Consider the following 15,407-nt stretch of genomic DNA (forward strand, 5'->3'; position numbering starts at 1 on the left):
GCCCTCCAGCCATCCCGTTGGTGACGATACCGATCCGCCAACCACCGCCACGGAGTTGTTCCAACGCGTCCAGACCTTCCGGGCGGCACGTGGCAAGCTCCGGGATCCTGCGACGGTACTGACTCCAGAGCAGGCCGACTGGCTCAGCCAGACCGGCAAACTCCTCCGCCCACGCGTGAAAAGCTGCTTGATGATCTATGGGGGTGTCGTCCAGATCGAACAGGTCCGTCAGCCGTCGTACCGCTTGAGGTAGAGGAGTTTGCCGTACTCCTGCCCCAGCCACAGGCGCCGGTCCTCCCCGAAGTCGGCGAGGTTCGGGTTGTCGAAGGTGTGGGGGTGATCGGTGTCGGGGTTGACGTTGACGACGACGCGTTCCAGACACCACGCGGGGTCGGGGCCCACGGGCTCGAACCTCAGGTAGGCGGGGTAGCGGTCGAGGTCGTCGGTGTCGAGCTGCGGCCTTCGCGGGTCGTTGTAGGCGGGATTTTCGACGTTGGCGTCCTCACCGAGCACGAAGGTCCAGTTGTCACCGGTGCGGGTGCCGCTCGCGGTTCCGGTGGCATCGAGCATGAACTCACGGCCGGCGATGCCCAGATACACCCATCCCTGTGTACCGGCATGTGATACGTCGGCAGTGCGGACAAGCGCCTCGATTTTGGTGATCCTCGCCATTGGATGTCCTCCGTTCTCCTGTCGATTTTGGGGATTCGTTGATTTCATCCCCTGGTGCGCAACCGCAAATCCATTCCACCTAAAATGACAGTTTTTTTGGCGCAGGCTGTCATTTGATGCCTCAGGGTGACTGGTTCCGCTTGTTTTTCACTGATGCTGACTGCTTCCCCCGGCCGGACCCGCCAGGCGATAATCAAATAGCACTTGTAAGTGTTTCGGGGAGTCGGTTCCGTTCGCGATGAAGTGCAGCCGTACACCTGCCCCGAAGCCCCGGGATGGCGGCGTACCACCCCTCGTGAGACCGACGTGCGCTGGGCGCTCATTTCCCCCGGAAAATCGCGCTCCCTCGATTGGGCGAAATCGAAGGAAAGGCTGTTTTCGTTCGCCTCCGCCGGTCAGGATCAAGACAGTAGGCTGCCCTCTCCACTCCTTCCGGGGCAGCGCGAATTCCCGGTCCCTGTATGCGTCAGGCCGGTGGATAGGTTTTCTGCCGAATTCCCGGAAAGGGTACGTGCCATGTCCCGTCGCAATTCCCGTACATCGTTCAGTCATGCGTTGCGCAAGATCGTGCGCGCCACGGAGGACCTCGTGGACGATGCGCTGGACAGAGCAGGGGATTTCGAATGTGGTGTGCGGCGCTCGGTGAGTCGGGCCCTGGATGACGACGACTACGACGACGACTGCGACTGGGACGACGACTGCGACGACGACTGGGACCGCCGACCCGGTCGCCGCCGTCGTCGTGACGGCGGTCCTCGTCGTGGCGGCCGCCGTGGTGACGACGGGTATCACCGGCTGAGGCCGGACGAAGGTGAGCCCTACGCGTCCGATTCCCGGTCGAGGCCGCGTTCCCGTTCCGTCGGTGACCCCTCCGGGGACCACGACGATCTCGCCGCGCTGAAGGACCAGTTGGAGCTCCTACGGGGGCGCATGGACAGGCGGTGGGGAGGGTCGGACCACCCGGGAGACGGAGGAGCACCGGTGCCGCGCTCACGCGAGGCGGAGGACGTGGGGGCCCTGAAGGACCAGGTGGCGCGTCTGGCCGACCGTATCGACCGCATCCGTGATGCACGCTGATCCTCCGGCGGCCCGCCCTCCGCGGCGCCGACCGGAGAGGGCGGCCGGGTCAGGAGCTGTGGACCGCCGTGGGCGGGAGCAGGGCCGGTGAGCGCGGTTCGGGGACGTCTGCTGATGCGGGCGCTCGCGCGTCTGGCCCGACAGGAAGCGGCGCTGACTGTCACGCCTTCAGGCAGGACGGCGAGCGGCGAGGACCAACGGGCCGTACGTCGGGCCCGCAACATCCGTCATGCCTTGGAAAGTCTCGGACCCTTCTACATCAAGGTCGGACAGATGCTGGCCACGCGGCCCGACATCGTGACCCCTGAGATGATCGACGAGTTCGAGAAGCTCCAGGACGGGGCGTCACCCGCCCCCTTCAGCGACTTCGAGCCGGTCCTCCGGCGCGAGTTGGGGCCGGGGTGGGCCGGGCAATTCCGAGACATCGACACCGAGCACCCCTTGGGCACGGCCTCCTTGGCCCAGGTGTACCGGGCGGAGCTGCCGTCCGGCCGACCGGTCGCGGTCAAGATCCAGCGGCCCGGCGTACGCGAGACGGTCAGTGCGGACATGAAGCTCATGGGCACCCTGTCACGCTCCGTGTCCCGCCGGGCCTGGCGCTTCAACGAGGTCATCGACATCGAGGCCATGCTGAACGTGGTCTTCGACGCGATGCGGCCCGAGCTCGACTTCGTGATGGAAGCCCGGAACATGACCGAGGCTGCCAGAGCCGCAGCGGACTTCGAGTACGTCGCGGTGCCCGAGGTACTCAAGGCCACCGGACAGGTCCTGGTGCAGGGCCTCGCCCCCGGTGCGCCGATCCGGGAGGCGGACAAGGACGCCTTCAGCGCCGAGGAACGCAAGGCCATCGGGCAGGATCTCCTCGCCTTCATGTACCGCGGCTACTTCGTCGACCGCACCTTCCACGCCGATCCGCACCCGGGGAACATCTTCGTCGCACCCGGCCACCCGGCCACCGTGATCGACTGGGGCATGGTCGGACGCATCGACCGGCCCATGAGCAACAGCATCCTGCTGATGCTGCTCAACCTGGCGATGAACGACGGAGCCGGCACCGCCCGGGCCTGGATCGACATGGGGAGCGCCACCCCGTGGTCGAACACCTCGGCGTTCGCGGGCGACATGGCCGCGCTCGTACCGCAGATCGCGACAGCTTCCCTGGAAGAGCTGAACTTCGGTGTGACGCTCACCGCCGTTCTGCAGCACTCCACACGCCGCGGCATCCGTACCAGCCCGATGGTCTCCATCCTGGGCAAGTCCTTCGCCAACATCGAGGGGTCCATCCGGCACCTGTGCCCGGAGCTTTCCCTCATCGACGTCTTCTCCGAGGAACTGGTCGGCATCGTCACCGACCTCGTCAAGGAGTCCCTCTCCCCTCAGCAGGCCGTGCGTACCGCCCTGGAAGTGATCTCGGCCGGGACCGCCGCGCCCCAGCAGCTACGGGGAATCACCAAAGACCTGTCCAACCGGGACTTGAGCATGCGCATGACGCTCAACGGGTCCCACTCGACGGACCGCTCCGCCGGCCGACGCAGAGCAGCGACGGACATGTCACTGGCGCTCGCCACCGCCATGCTCTGGAACCACTACGCCAAAGACCGGTGACCCCGACGCCGGACTTCGCTCAGTCCCGACAGTGCTGAGGAAACCCGATGAGTACAGACCTCACCGAGGCGCTCGACCTCGACGCCATCCGCGACCGTGTCGACACCGTCCTGGCCGATTTCCTGCGCCGCCCGCCTTCCACCGTGCCGTCCCAGCGGGGATGCGGTGACGAGCTGGCCCAGGCGCTGAGGGACTTCGTCCTTGCTCCCGGCAAACGCATCCGGGCGCTGCTGTGTGTCCTGGGCTGGCAGGCCGCGGGCGGAGGCGACGGTGAGGAGGCCCTGTGGCGTACGGCGGCGAGCCTGGAGATCTTCCACGCCTTCGCGCTGATCCATGACGACATCATCGACAGCAGTCAGACCCGCCGGGGCCGCCCCAGCGCCCACCGGGCCTTCGCCGCCCGGCACCGGGCAAGGCCGGACGCCGACGTCTTCGGCATCCATGCCGCCATCCTCCTCGGTGACCTCGCTCTGACCTGCTCCGACGCACTGATGCACACGGCCGGTCTGACCACACGGCAACGTGACACCGTCCTGCCGCTGATCGACACCATGCGCGGCGAGGTCCTCCTGGGCCAGCACCTGGACCTCATGGCCACCGGGGGGCCCACCGACGACGTCGAACACGCCATGGCCATCGCCCGGCTGAAAACCGCCAAGTACACCGTCGAAAGACCCCTGCACCTGGGAGCCGCCCTCGCCGGTGCCGACAGAGAGCTGTTCGACCTGTGCACGGCATACGCGCTGCCCCTCGGTGAGGCCTTCCAACTCCGCGACGACCTCCTCGGCGTCTTCGGCGATCCCGCCCTGACCGGCAAGCCGGTCCTCGACGACCTCCGGTCGGGCAAGGCCACCGTGCTGATGGCCCTCGCCCTGAGACATGCCACGCCGCACCAGCGCCGGACGCTCGAAGCCCACATCGGCAGACCGGACCTCGACGCCGAGGGCGCCGCGCGGGTCCGCCACATCCTCCAGCGCACCGGTGCCCGGGACATGGTCGAAGGAATGATCAGCGAGCGGTACGAGGCCGCGCTGCGCGCCCTCGACAGCACGATGCTCTCCCCGCAGACCCTCCACGCCCTGCGCCACATCGCGACCCGTGCCGTTGTCCGCACCGCCTGACCGCTCTGCGTCGCACGAGGCCGCGTGTCACTCCCGGAAGAGAGGAGATCCGGTGGCCGCCACCACGGTCGACACCCCACCGTTCTACTGCCCCATCGAACCCGCCGTCCACCCGCAGGCCGAGGAGGCCGAGCGACGTGCGCTCGCATGGGTCCACCGAAGCGGCCTGTGCCGCAGTGACGCCGAACGCGCCCGATTCGCCGGCACCCGCAGCGCCGACTTCTACGCCCGCTTCGCCCCGCACGCCGACCTGGAGCGGCTGTGGATCACAGCGTGCTGGGTCTACTGGGGTTTCGCGTTCGATGACGCCCGTTGCGACGAGGGGCCCTTCGCCACCGATCCCGCCGCGTTCGCTTCCATGGCCTTCTCGGTCCAGCGCGCCCTGGAGGTACCGGGTCCGCTGCACTGCGCCGATCCCTACGCGGCAGCCTTGCACGAGATCGGGGAGCTCTTCCGCGCGTCCGCCGGCCCCGTTCAGAACCGCCGTTTCCACCATGCCCACCGAGCGTGGCTCACCGGCGTCCAGTGGCAGATCGGCAACCGCGCCACGGGCCACATGCCCGACCTCGACGACTACCTCACCATGCGGCTTCACTCAGCCGGCGGCGAACCCACCTACGCCATGCTCGAAATCGCCAACGGCCTCGACGTACCGGACCGCGAAATGGACTCACCCGCGGTCTGCGCACTGACCGAAATGGCGATTCTGGTCGCCGCGCTCGACAACGACCGTCACTCCCACGCGCGGGAGATCAGCCGCCGGCAGACCGGACAGAACATCATCAGCGTCCTCATGGCCCACCACCACTACTCCCTCCCGCAAGCCATCGAGGAGGCCATCGCCCTGCGCGACGCAGTGCTGGAGCGCTTCCTCAGCCTGCGCGACCTGATCACACCGCGCGCCAGCGCACCGCTGCGCCACTACCTCACCGACCTCGGACACGGCATCCGCGGCAACATCGAATGGGGACTGCACGTCCCGCGCTACCTCACGCGAAGCGATCCCGGCCCCGCTCCCCGGTACCGCATTCCCGCCCAGACAGCCACCAGCCTCTGGACGGACACCCCTCGCACCAGCCGACAGGACCCTCGCCACCTCCCCTCCATCGCGTGGTGGTGGAAGGACCCGGGCTTCTAGACGGACATCATCCTCGTGCCCGCGCCTCGGCGGTCGCCGGGGCCGCCGGTCGAGGGCGGGGATCGACAGACCGGCGGCCCGTCCGCCCAGGAGCCGTCATCCTGCGCGGGGCTGCTACCAGTTGACTGCGCAACTACGTGCGGGGGGAGCGTACGAACGACACCGGTGTGTGCGAATGATTCACACGGGGCGCGTGCGCGGCCCACTGCTTTACAAGCGTGCGCCCCGCGCGGCCCCTCACCAGCCGCGCGCGTGCCACTCCGGCAACTGCGGGCGTTCCGCGCCCAGCGTCGTGTCGTTGCCGTGCCCCGGGTAGACCCACGTCTCGTCCGGGAGGACGTCGAAGATCTTGGTCTCCACGTCGTGGATGAGACTGGCGAACGCCTTGGGGTCCTTGTGGGTGTTGCCCACACCGCCGGGGAACAGACAGTCGCCGGTGAACACATGGGGATGCCCGTGGGGGTCGTCATAGACGAGGGCGATCGAACCGGGCGTGTGCCCGACCAGGTGGCGCGCGGTGAGCTCCACGCGCCCCACCCGGATGGTGTCGCCGTCGTCGACCAGCACGTCGGTCCGCACCGGGATGCCGTCGGCGTCGTCCCGGCCCGCGTAGGTGCGGGCGCCGGTGGCCGCGACGACCTCGGCGAGTGCCTGCCAGTGGTCGCCGTGCCGGTGGGTGGTGACGACGGACGCGATGCCGTCGTCACCGATCATGCCGAGCAGCGTCTCCGCCTCGTTCGCGGCGTCGATCAGCAACTGCTCGTCCGTGGCCCGGCAGCGCAGCAGATAGGCGTTGTTGTTCATCGGACCGACCGCGATCTTGGTGATCATCAGGTCCTTGAGCTCGTGCACGTCGGCGGGCCCGCCGACCGTCACCTGTCCGCTGTACGTCATGTGCGCCAGCCTATAGCGGGGGAGTGGCCCGGACCCTACAGCGGGGGCAGCGCCGGAAGCCTGCCGCCGTCCACCGTCAGCGCGGATCCGGAACGGCGGCCGGCGAGCCAGCCCAGCAGGTCGGCCGGGGAGCCCGTGACGCGCACCTCGGGCCCGTCGCCGTGCTCCCGTCCGGTGCGCCACGCGCGCGTGCCGTCGGTGAGGCGCGTGGGCGGGACGTCGGGATGGCCGGCGAACCGGTCGGCGAGGAAGGCGATCTCCCGCTCCGTGAACTCCGCCGGCAGATCCTCCAGCTCGTACCCGATCCCCAGGTCCACGTGGTGCAGCTCCACCTCCACCCACCGCCGGAACGGAACCCGGGACGCGGAGTCCGTGACCCCGCCCCGCAGCTCCACCGTGCGCGACCAGTCCGCCGGAGCGGCCCCGGCCTCCTGCAGGCGGGCCGCGCTCTCGCGCAGGTCGGTGAGGTGGACGTCGAGGGGGCGCGGGGCGTCCCGCTCGATGTCGGCGTCCCGGGCCTCGCCGGAGACGTACATGGGACGGCCCTCGAGGACGTTCACGAGAGCGTCCGCGTTGCGGGCGAGGTGGGCCAGCACATGGCCCCGGGTCCAGCCGGGAAGCCGTGACGGCTGCGTCACAGAGGCGTTGTCCAGTTTGCCGACTGCGGTGAGCAGCCGTTCCGTAGCGGCATGTACAGACGCCAGGTCATGACCGTGATCAATCATGATGCTGACCCTAGCTCCGCCACACCTTCGGGTGAAGGTGGTGAAGGAGTGCCGGTAATCGAATGCGCGTGCTATATGGTCGGACGTGACGTCGGGCATGCTGGAGAGCCGGGGTTTGTTGGCAACCCGTGAATCCGACCGGCGTTGTCAGTGGCTCCCCCTAGTCTGAGAAAGCACGGGGGCCCCGCCCCTGTCACTTCTCTCAAGAAAGGTGCGGACCGGCGTGGCCGACCGTCTCATCGTTCGTGGAGCGCGCGAGCACAATCTCAAGAACGTCTCGCTCGACCTCCCGCGCGACTCGCTCATCGTCTTCACGGGCCTGTCGGGGTCGGGCAAGTCCTCGCTGGCCTTCGACACCATCTTCGCGGAGGGACAGCGGCGCTACGTGGAGTCCCTCTCCTCGTACGCCCGGCAGTTCCTCGGCCAGATGGACAAGCCGGACGTCGACTTCATCGAGGGCCTCTCCCCGGCCGTCTCCATCGACCAGAAGTCGACCTCGCGCAACCCGCGCTCCACGGTCGGCACGATCACCGAGGTCTACGACTACCTGCGCCTGCTCTTCGCGCGCATCGGCAAGCCGCACTGCCCCGAGTGCGGCCGCCCGATCACCCGCCAGTCGCCGCAGGCCATCGTCGACCGGGTCCTGGAGCTGCCCGAGGGCAGCCGCTTCCAGGTGCTGTCGCCGCTGGTGCGCGAGCGCAAGGGCGAGTTCGTCGACCTCTTCGCCGACCTCCAGACCAAGGGATACTCCCGCGCGCGGGTGGACGGCGAGACCATCCAGCTGTCGAACCCGCCCACGCTGAAGAAGCAGGAGAAGCACACCATCGAGGTGGTCGTCGACCGCCTCACGGTCAAGGAAGGCGCCAAGCGCCGTCTCACCGACTCCGTCGAGACCGCCCTCGGCCTGTCCGGCGGCATGGTCGTGCTCGACTTCGTCGACCTCCCCGAGGACGACCCCGAGCGCGAGCGCATGTACTCGGAGCACCTCTACTGCCCGTACGACGACCTCTCCTTCGAGGAGCTGGAGCCCCGGTCCTTCTCCTTCAACTCGCCCTTCGGCGCCTGCCCGGACTGCACCGGCATCGGCACGCGCATGGAGGTCGACCCGGAGCTGATCGTCCCGGACGAGGACAAGAGCCTCGACGACGGCGCCATCCATCCCTGGTCGCACGGCCACACCAAGGACTACTTCGGCCGCCTCATCGGCGCCCTGGCCGACGCCCTGGGCTTCCGTACGGACATCCCCTTCGCGGGCCTCCCGCAGCGCGCCAAGAAGGCCCTGCTGCACGGCCACAAGACCCAGGTCGAGGTCCGCTACCGCAACCGCTACGGGCGCGAGCGCCGCTACACCACGGCCTTCGAGGGCGCCGTCCCCTTCGTCAAGCGCCGGCACAGCGAGGCCGAGAGCGACGCCAGCCGCGAGCGCTTCGAGGGCTACATGCGCGAGGTGCCCTGCCCCACCTGTGAGGGCACGCGCCTGAAGCCGATCGTCCTCGCGGTCACGATCATGGACAAGTCCATCGCCGAGGTCTCCGCGATGTCCATCAGCGACTGCGCGGACTTCCTGGGCGAGCTGAAGCTCACCGCCCGCGACAAGAAGATCGCCGAGCGCGTGCTGAAGGAGGTCAACGAACGGCTGCGGTTCCTGGTCGACGTCGGCCTGGACTACCTCTCGCTGAACCGCGCGGCAGGCACCCTCTCCGGCGGCGAGGCCCAGCGCATCCGCCTGGCCACCCAGATCGGCTCCGGCCTCGTCGGCGTCCTCTACGTCCTCGACGAGCCGTCCATCGGCCTGCACCAGCGCGACAACCACCGGCTGATCGAGACCCTGGTCCGGCTCCGCGACATGGGCAACACGCTCATCGTCGTCGAGCACGACGAGGACACGATCAAGACCGCCGACTGGGTCGTCGACATCGGCCCCGGCGCCGGTGAGCACGGCGGCAAGGTCGTGCACAGCGGCTCCCTGAAGGAGCTGCTCGCCAACGCCGAGTCGCAGACCGGTCAGTACCTGTCCGGCAAGAAGGTCATCCCGCTGCCCGACATCCGGCGCCCGATCGACCCGTCCCGGCAGCTCACGGTGCACGGCGCCCGGGAGAACAACCTCCAGGACATCGACGTCTCGTTCCCGCTGGGCGTGTTCACCGCCGTCACCGGCGTGTCCGGCTCCGGCAAGTCGACCCTGGTCAACGACATCCTGTACACGCACCTGGCCCGCGAGCTGAACGGCGCGAGGAACGTGCCCGGACGGCACACCCGCGTGGACGGCGACGACCTCGTCGACAAGGTCGTACACGTCGACCAGTCGCCCATCGGCCGCACCCCGCGCTCCAACCCGGCCACGTACACCGGCGTCTTCGACCACATCCGCAAGCTGTTCGCCGAGACCACCGAGGCGAAGGTCCGCGGCTACCTGCCCGGCCGCTTCTCCTTCAACGTCAAGGGCGGCCGCTGCGAGAACTGCGCGGGTGACGGCACCATCAAGATCGAGATGAACTTCCTCCCGGACGTCTACGTCCCGTGCGAGGTCTGCCACGGCGCCCGGTACAACCGGGAGACCCTGGAGGTCCACTACAAGGGCAAGTCCATCGCCGACGTCCTGAACATGCCGATCGAGGAGGCCACGGAGTTCTTCGAGGCCGTCCCCGCGATCGCCCGGCACCTCAACACGCTGAAGGACGTCGGCCTCGGCTACGTCCGTCTCGGCCAGGCCGCGACCACCCTGTCCGGCGGCGAGGCGCAGCGCGTGAAGCTCGCCAGCGAGCTGCAGAAGCGCTCCACCGGCCGCACGGTCTACGTCCTCGACGAGCCGACCACCGGTCTGCACTTCGAGGACATCAGCAAGCTGCTGACGGTCCTGTCCGGACTGGTCGACAAGGGCAACACGGTCATCGTCATCGAGCACAACCTCGACGTGATCAAGACCGCCGACTGGATCGTCGACATGGGTCCCGAAGGCGGCGCCGGCGGCGGCCTGGTCGTCGCGGAGGGCACGCCCGAGGAGGTCGCCGCGGTCCCGGCCAGCCACACCGGCAAGTTCCTGCGCGAGACCCTCGGCGCCGACCGGATCAGCGACGCGTCCTCGGTCAAGGCCCCGCGCAGGGCGGCGGCGAAGAAGACGGTCCCGGCGCAGACCAGGGCGAAGAAGACCGCCACCAGGACGGTCGACAGCACCGCGGTCAAGAAGACAGCGGCGAAGTCCACGAAGGCCGCCGCGAAGAAGACGACGCGGACGACCAAGGGCTGACGTCTCACGCCGACGCGCCGTGCCCCCGGGAACTCCCTGGGGGCACGGCGCGTCGGCGTACTGATCAGGCGTTCTTCGGCTCCACGAACTGCATGTCGAGCTGGATCTTCACCACTTCCCCGAGCAGACCGGGAGCGAAGTCGAGCCCGAACTCGCTGCGCCGAATCTCACCCGTCGCCTCGAACCCGGCGTGCCGGCTGCCGTCCATGGGCACATCGACCAGCCCGCCGAACTCCACGGCGAGCGTCACCGGGCGGGTCACCTCACCGATCGTCAGCTCGCCTTCCATGGTCCAGTCCTCACCCTCACCCGACACACGCGTCGAGCGGTACGTCATCGTCGGGCGCTTCTCGACGTCGAGCAGGTCGGAGGCGCGGACATGCGCGTCCCGGTCGGCGTTGCCGGTGTCGATCGAGGCCAGGTCGACGGTCGCGGTGACCCGTACGTCCTCGACGCGCTCCCCGACGAACAGGTCGGCCTCCAACCGCTCGAAGCGCCCCCGCACCTTGGCGATGCCCAGGTGGCGGATGGTGAAGCCCACGGAGGAGTGGAACGGGTCCAGGGCCCAGTTCCCCGGGGCCAGCGGCAGGGCGGTGGCGGTAGCGGCGGTAGCGGTGTCATTCGTCATGGCCTCCACCCTGAGGGGCGTGCGGCCCGGGAGGGAGACCGGCCGGAGCCTGGTAGTGGCAGGGACACCCTCCCCGCGCGCGGGCGGGGTACGTTCGGCGGGTGAGTGACAACGAGTTGGGCACGTTCCTGCGCACCTGGCGTGAAGCCGTCAGCCCCGCCGAAGTGGGCCTGCCCACCGGTCCGCGCCGCCGCACCCCGGGCCTGCGGCGCTCCGAGCTGGCCACGCTCGCCGGCATCAGCGTCGAATACCTCACCCGGCTGGAACAGGGACGGGACCGTCACCCCTCCGCCCAGGTGCTCGGTGCCCTCGCCGACGTCCTGAACCTGTCTCTCGCCGACCGGATGCTGCTGCGCCGCCTGACCAAGGAGGCGGACGGCGGGGACCCGCTGCTCTGCGCGGCGGCCCCGTCGCTCGGCCGCACGGCACGCCCCACGGTCCGGTCCGTGCTCGACCGCCTCGAACCGGCCCCCGCCCTGGTGGTCAACTGGATCGGCGACGTCCTCGCCCACACCGCGGGATACGAGCGGCTGGCCGGGCCCCTCGGCCTGCTCGACGACGAGCCGCCCAACCTGCTCCGCTATCTGTTCACCGACGAACGGGCCCGCAGCGCCTACCGGGACTGGGACCGGGTGGCCGACGACCTGGTCGCCCAGCTCCGGCACGAGGTCCCGCTGCGGGATCCGTACGTCGCCGAACTTGCCGACGAGCTGACGGTGACGGCCGGGGCGGAGTTCGCCGACCGGTTCGCCGACCTGGCCGTGGCACCGCGGCCGACGGGCTCCCAGCACATCGAGCACCCGGAGGCCGGATCGCTGCGCCTGCTGCACGAGACGTTCGCGCTGCCCGACGACGGCCAGCGCGTGATCGTCCACCTGCCCGCGGACGACGCCACGGCCGCCGCCCTGGACCGCCTCAACGGCCGTCGCCCCGGCGGGCTGCGGGCCGTGGGGGAGGCCGGCTGAGCGACGCGTACGGGACGCGTTCCCTGCCGTCCGTGCGGACCGTGAGACGTGTCAGCCCTCCAGCGCTGATCGTGAGAGGTGTCAGCCTTCGAGCTCGTACGCGTACGGCGGTTCCGCTCCGGCCCGGGAGCAGGTGACCGCCGCCGCACGGGCCGCGAAGCCCAGCAGCCCCGTCCAGCCGTCGGACCCCAGCGCGGCCAGCGCCTGAGTGCTGAGCGCGTCGCGTGCCGCGAGCCCGTGCAGCAGCGCCGCGTTCACCGTGTCGCCCGCGCCGATCGTGTCCACGACCTCCACCCGCTCACCCGGCACCGCGTACTCGCCACTGGCGGTGTAGGCGGTCAGCCCGTCGCCGCCCCGGGTGATCACGACCGCCGCGGGGCCGGCCGCCAGCCACTCCTGGGGTGTGCCGCCCAGCCACCGGGCGTCCTCCTCGGACAGCTTCAGCAGCGACACCGACGGCAGCCAGCTCTTGAACCGCGCCCGGTAGGCGTCCGCGTCCGGGATCAGGCCGGCCCTGATGTTCGGGTCCAGCGCGGTGAACACACCCTGCGCGGCCGCCGCACGCATCAGCTCCTCGTAGGCGCTCGCCCCCGGCTCCAGCACCAGCGAGCAGGTCCCGAAGGAGACGGCCCGGGTGCCGGGCGGCAGCGCGGAGGGAGCCGTGAAGAGCCGGTCCGCAGTTCCGTCGACGTAGAAGGAGTACGCCGCCGAGCCGTCCGCGCCGACCGTGGCGACGGCGAGGGTCGTGGGCTCGGTGCCGCGCTGCACCGACGACACGTCCACCCCGGTCTCCCGCAGCCGGTCCAGCAGGGCCTCCCCGAAGGCGTCGTACGACACCCGGGAGCAGAAGGCGGCGGGGGAGCCGAGGCGGCCCAGCGCGACCGCCGTGTTGTACGGGCCGCCGCCGAGCGCCGGCTGGAGCGCGGCCAGGGCACCCGTGCCCCGCGGTACCAGGTCGATCAGTGCCTCACCGGCGACGACGATCATGCGACGGTTCCTCTCTCGGACTGCTCGTGCTGCTCAAGCCGCGCGGACTGGCCCCCTCGGGGCAGCCGCACGACGTGCGGTGGACGAAGGCGCAGGGGAGCCGCACGGTCCGGGCGGGCCGGTCCGGCTCGGCGAGACGTTCCAGGAGCACCCGTACGGCCTGGGCGCCGATGTCCCTGCTGGGCTGCGCGATCGCGGTGAGGCGGGGCGAGAACAGGTCCGCCCAGGCGAAGTCGTCGAAACAGCACAGCGCGATGTCGCCGGGCACGGACAGGCCGTGCGCGCGCAGGGCACGCAGGGCCCCGATGGTCATGGCGTTGTTGGCGGTGACCAGCGCGGTGGGCGGCACGGCGAGGGACAGCAGGGCGGCGGTGGCCTGTTCGGCACCGGCCGACTCCGAGTCGCCGTGCACCAGGAGCCGTTCGTCGTACGGCAGCCCCGCGAACGCGAGGCCGGTCCGGTACCCGGTGATCCGCTCGCTCGTGGTGCTGAGCCCCGGCCGTCCCGCCACCAGCCCGATCCGCCGGTGACCGAGACCGGCGAGATGGGCGACCAGCCGGGACGTCGGTTCGGCGTTGTCGGCGCAGACCTGGTCGAAACGCGGTCCGCCGTCCGGGGCGTCCACCAGCCGGTCGAGGAGCACGGCCGGTACGTCGTGCCGCCCCAGGTAGGCGAGCAGCCCGCGCGGCTCCGCGGAGGGCGCGACGATCATGCCGTCCACCCGGCGCTCGTGCAGCAGCTGGACGACCTTGCGCTCGTGCTCCGGGTCGTCGTGCGGATCGGCGATCAGGAGGCTGTAGCCGTGCTCCAGGGCACTGGCCTCGACGCCCTGGAGGATCTCCGTGAAGTACGGGTTGCTGATCGCCGACACCGCCAGCCCGATGGACCGGGTACGGGCCGTCACCAGGGAACGGGCCAGCGTGTTCGTCGTGTAGCCGAGCTCCTCCACGGCGTCCAGGACCGCCTGGCGGGTGTGCGGCAGCACCGGCCGGGTGCCGTTCAGGACGTGCGAGACGGTCGCCACGGAGACTCCGGCGCTGCGCGCCACGTCGGCCATGGTCGCCATGCTTCTCCCGCCTCCTCTGTCAGGTCCCGGCGGGAACGTATCGCATCCGACGGCATACGTAAACGCTTACGCAAGCGTTTACGTGAACCCTGAGGGCGCGGAGCAGAGGGCAGATCCACGGGGCAGAGGCCAGATCCACGGGGCAGAGGCCAGAAGAGAGAGGGCGAGTCGCAGTCGCCCTCGGGGTCTACTCCCAGTCCCAGCCGATCCCCAGGAACCCGGCCCGCACCCGCGGCTCGACCAGGTGCACGGACCGGTGCCGGCCGCTCAGTGCCAGGTCCTGGCAGCCGGTGCGCGGGGCCGCCGCCGAGTGCTGGGTGAAACGGTGGCAGCGCGCCGGGAGGGCCGCCGCGTCGAAGCACACCTGGAGCGCGTACTGGCCGCCGGGGGAGTCGAAGCCGCGGAGGTACTCGTGCGACACACCCGCCGTGCCGTCCTCGACGCCGTAGCGGAACAGGAACGTGTCGCCGGCCCGCAGCCGGGTGTCGAAGAGCAGCTCGGCCGCGAGCACGCCCGTGTCCCGATGCCAACGAACGCGGCCCGTGCGGCAGTTCTCCAGCGCGTGCACCCTCATCCGCTCCGGTGCGGCTCCCCGGTCGCCGTGGTGGACGGCCACGAACCGGTCGACGCCGTCCCGGTGGGCGCGCACGATGTGGTGCGACTCCCGCTCGGCCAGTTCGCGCCGCGCCCCGATCCGCAGCCGCTCGTGGTGCCCGAGGGTGTGCAGACCGCCGTCCGGTGGGCAGTCCAGCTCGGCCAACAGCTGGTCCAGGACCCCGGAGGCCTCGACGAGGGAGCGGTAGGAGCGGGCCGCGGACCGCTGCCCGGACGGGCCTTCGCCGGAGTCGGCGAGCAGCCGGATCAGCGACTCCTCGGGAAGCTCCAGGATCTCCTCCAGCGCGCGCACGGCCCGCAGGGACTCGGGGCGCTGCGGGCGCCTGGCCCCCTGCTGCCAGTAACTCAGGCTGGTGACGCCGACCTTCACCCCGTGACGGGACAGATGGTGCTGCACGCGTTGCAGCGGCAGCCCGCGGGCGGCGATCGCGGCACGCAGGGCGACGTGGAAGGGGCCGCCGCGCAGAACCGAGTCCAGTTCCGCGGTGGCGACGTCCGCGTGCTGTGGGGCGTGCGGCATGCAGGGGCCTCTCTGTGAGTCGGCGACGGCTGGTCAGACCGTTCGCGCGGGCCGCCCGGGACCGTCCCGCCGGCGCAGGGGAGGTCTTCACATCCGTACGCCGTCGTTCAGGGGTCCCGAGTTCCCCCGCATTGAAGCGTGTTGACC

The 15,407-nt window shown here is 70.1% G+C and carries 13 protein-coding genes; 6 read left to right on the forward strand and 7 right to left on the reverse strand.

What is annotated here, in order from left to right:
* Positions 1-228: 228 nt before the first annotated feature.
* Positions 229-600 (reverse strand): hypothetical protein, encoded by a 372-nt coding sequence (locus SCNRRL3882_RS30895; protein WP_010039649.1) that lies wholly within the window; start codon positions 598-600, stop codon positions 229-231.
* Between the two features lie 730 nt (positions 601-1,330).
* Here SCNRRL3882_RS30895 and SCNRRL3882_RS40900 point away from each other — a divergent pair.
* From SCNRRL3882_RS40900 to SCNRRL3882_RS30910, 4 genes are all read left to right on the forward strand, one after another.
* Positions 1,331-1,471 (forward strand): hypothetical protein, encoded by a 141-nt coding sequence (locus tag SCNRRL3882_RS40900; RefSeq protein WP_158688410.1) that lies wholly within the window; start codon positions 1,331-1,333, stop codon positions 1,469-1,471.
* A 512-nt stretch (positions 1,472-1,983) separates the two neighbouring features.
* On the forward strand, positions 1,984-3,354 hold the full coding sequence (locus tag SCNRRL3882_RS30900; protein WP_231911187.1) for an ABC1 kinase family protein: 1,371 nt from the start codon (positions 1,984-1,986) through the stop codon (positions 3,352-3,354).
* Between the two features lie 47 nt (positions 3,355-3,401).
* On the forward strand, positions 3,402-4,475 hold the full coding sequence (locus SCNRRL3882_RS30905) for a polyprenyl synthetase family protein (protein WP_010039653.1): 1,074 nt from the start codon (positions 3,402-3,404) through the stop codon (positions 4,473-4,475).
* 52 nt (positions 4,476-4,527) lie between these two features.
* Entirely contained in the window at positions 4,528-5,613 is a 1,086-nt protein-coding gene (locus SCNRRL3882_RS30910) for a terpene synthase family protein (protein WP_010039654.1), read from the forward strand.
* Between the two features lie 237 nt (positions 5,614-5,850).
* Here SCNRRL3882_RS30910 and SCNRRL3882_RS30915 read toward each other — a convergent pair whose 3' ends face one another.
* A complete protein-coding gene (locus SCNRRL3882_RS30915; RefSeq protein WP_010039656.1) occupies positions 5,851-6,507 on the reverse strand; it encodes an MBL fold metallo-hydrolase in 657 nt (218 codons plus the stop codon).
* A gap of 35 nt (positions 6,508-6,542) precedes the next feature.
* Complete coding sequence (locus tag SCNRRL3882_RS30920) at positions 6,543-7,232, reverse strand: maleylpyruvate isomerase family mycothiol-dependent enzyme (RefSeq protein ID WP_029181149.1); 690 nt, start codon at positions 7,230-7,232, stop codon at positions 6,543-6,545.
* Between the two features lie 223 nt (positions 7,233-7,455).
* On the opposite strand from SCNRRL3882_RS30920, the gene uvrA reads away from it, so the two are divergent.
* Entirely contained in the window at positions 7,456-10,479 is a 3,024-nt protein-coding gene (gene uvrA / locus SCNRRL3882_RS30925) for an excinuclease ABC subunit UvrA (RefSeq protein ID WP_010039662.1), read from the forward strand.
* Between the two features lie 64 nt (positions 10,480-10,543).
* On the opposite strand, the gene SCNRRL3882_RS30930 is transcribed toward uvrA, so the two are convergent.
* The gene (locus tag SCNRRL3882_RS30930) at positions 10,544-11,107 is read right to left on the reverse strand and encodes a YceI family protein (protein ID WP_010039664.1); all 564 of its coding nucleotides are present in this window, start codon (positions 11,105-11,107) and stop codon (positions 10,544-10,546) included.
* 101 nt (positions 11,108-11,208) lie between these two features.
* Here SCNRRL3882_RS30930 and SCNRRL3882_RS30935 point away from each other — a divergent pair, with 101 nt between their 5' ends.
* Positions 11,209-12,072 carry a helix-turn-helix domain-containing protein gene (locus SCNRRL3882_RS30935; protein WP_010039666.1) on the forward strand — a complete coding sequence of 288 codons (864 nt, stop codon included), beginning with the start codon at positions 11,209-11,211 and terminating at the stop codon, positions 12,070-12,072.
* An 81-nt stretch (positions 12,073-12,153) separates the two neighbouring features.
* Here SCNRRL3882_RS30935 and SCNRRL3882_RS30940 read toward each other — a convergent pair whose 3' ends face one another.
* The 3 genes from SCNRRL3882_RS30940 to SCNRRL3882_RS30950 form a co-directional block, all read right to left on the reverse strand.
* Positions 12,154-13,059 (reverse strand): carbohydrate kinase family protein, encoded by a 906-nt coding sequence (locus SCNRRL3882_RS30940; RefSeq protein WP_010039669.1) that lies wholly within the window; start codon positions 13,057-13,059, stop codon positions 12,154-12,156.
* Complete coding sequence (locus tag SCNRRL3882_RS30945) at positions 13,040-14,125, reverse strand: LacI family DNA-binding transcriptional regulator (RefSeq protein ID WP_010039672.1); 1,086 nt, start codon at positions 14,123-14,125, stop codon at positions 13,040-13,042. The genes SCNRRL3882_RS30940 and SCNRRL3882_RS30945 overlap by 20 nt, the downstream gene beginning before the upstream one ends.
* 187 nt (positions 14,126-14,312) lie before the next feature.
* Complete coding sequence (locus tag SCNRRL3882_RS30950) at positions 14,313-15,260, reverse strand: hypothetical protein (RefSeq protein ID WP_010039675.1); 948 nt, start codon at positions 15,258-15,260, stop codon at positions 14,313-14,315.
* Positions 15,261-15,407 lie beyond the last annotated feature (147 nt).

Origin of the sequence: Streptomyces chartreusis NRRL 3882 (assembly GCF_900236475.1) — a bacterium.
Lineage (GTDB): Bacteria > Actinomycetota > Actinomycetes > Streptomycetales > Streptomycetaceae > Streptomyces > Streptomyces chartreusis_D.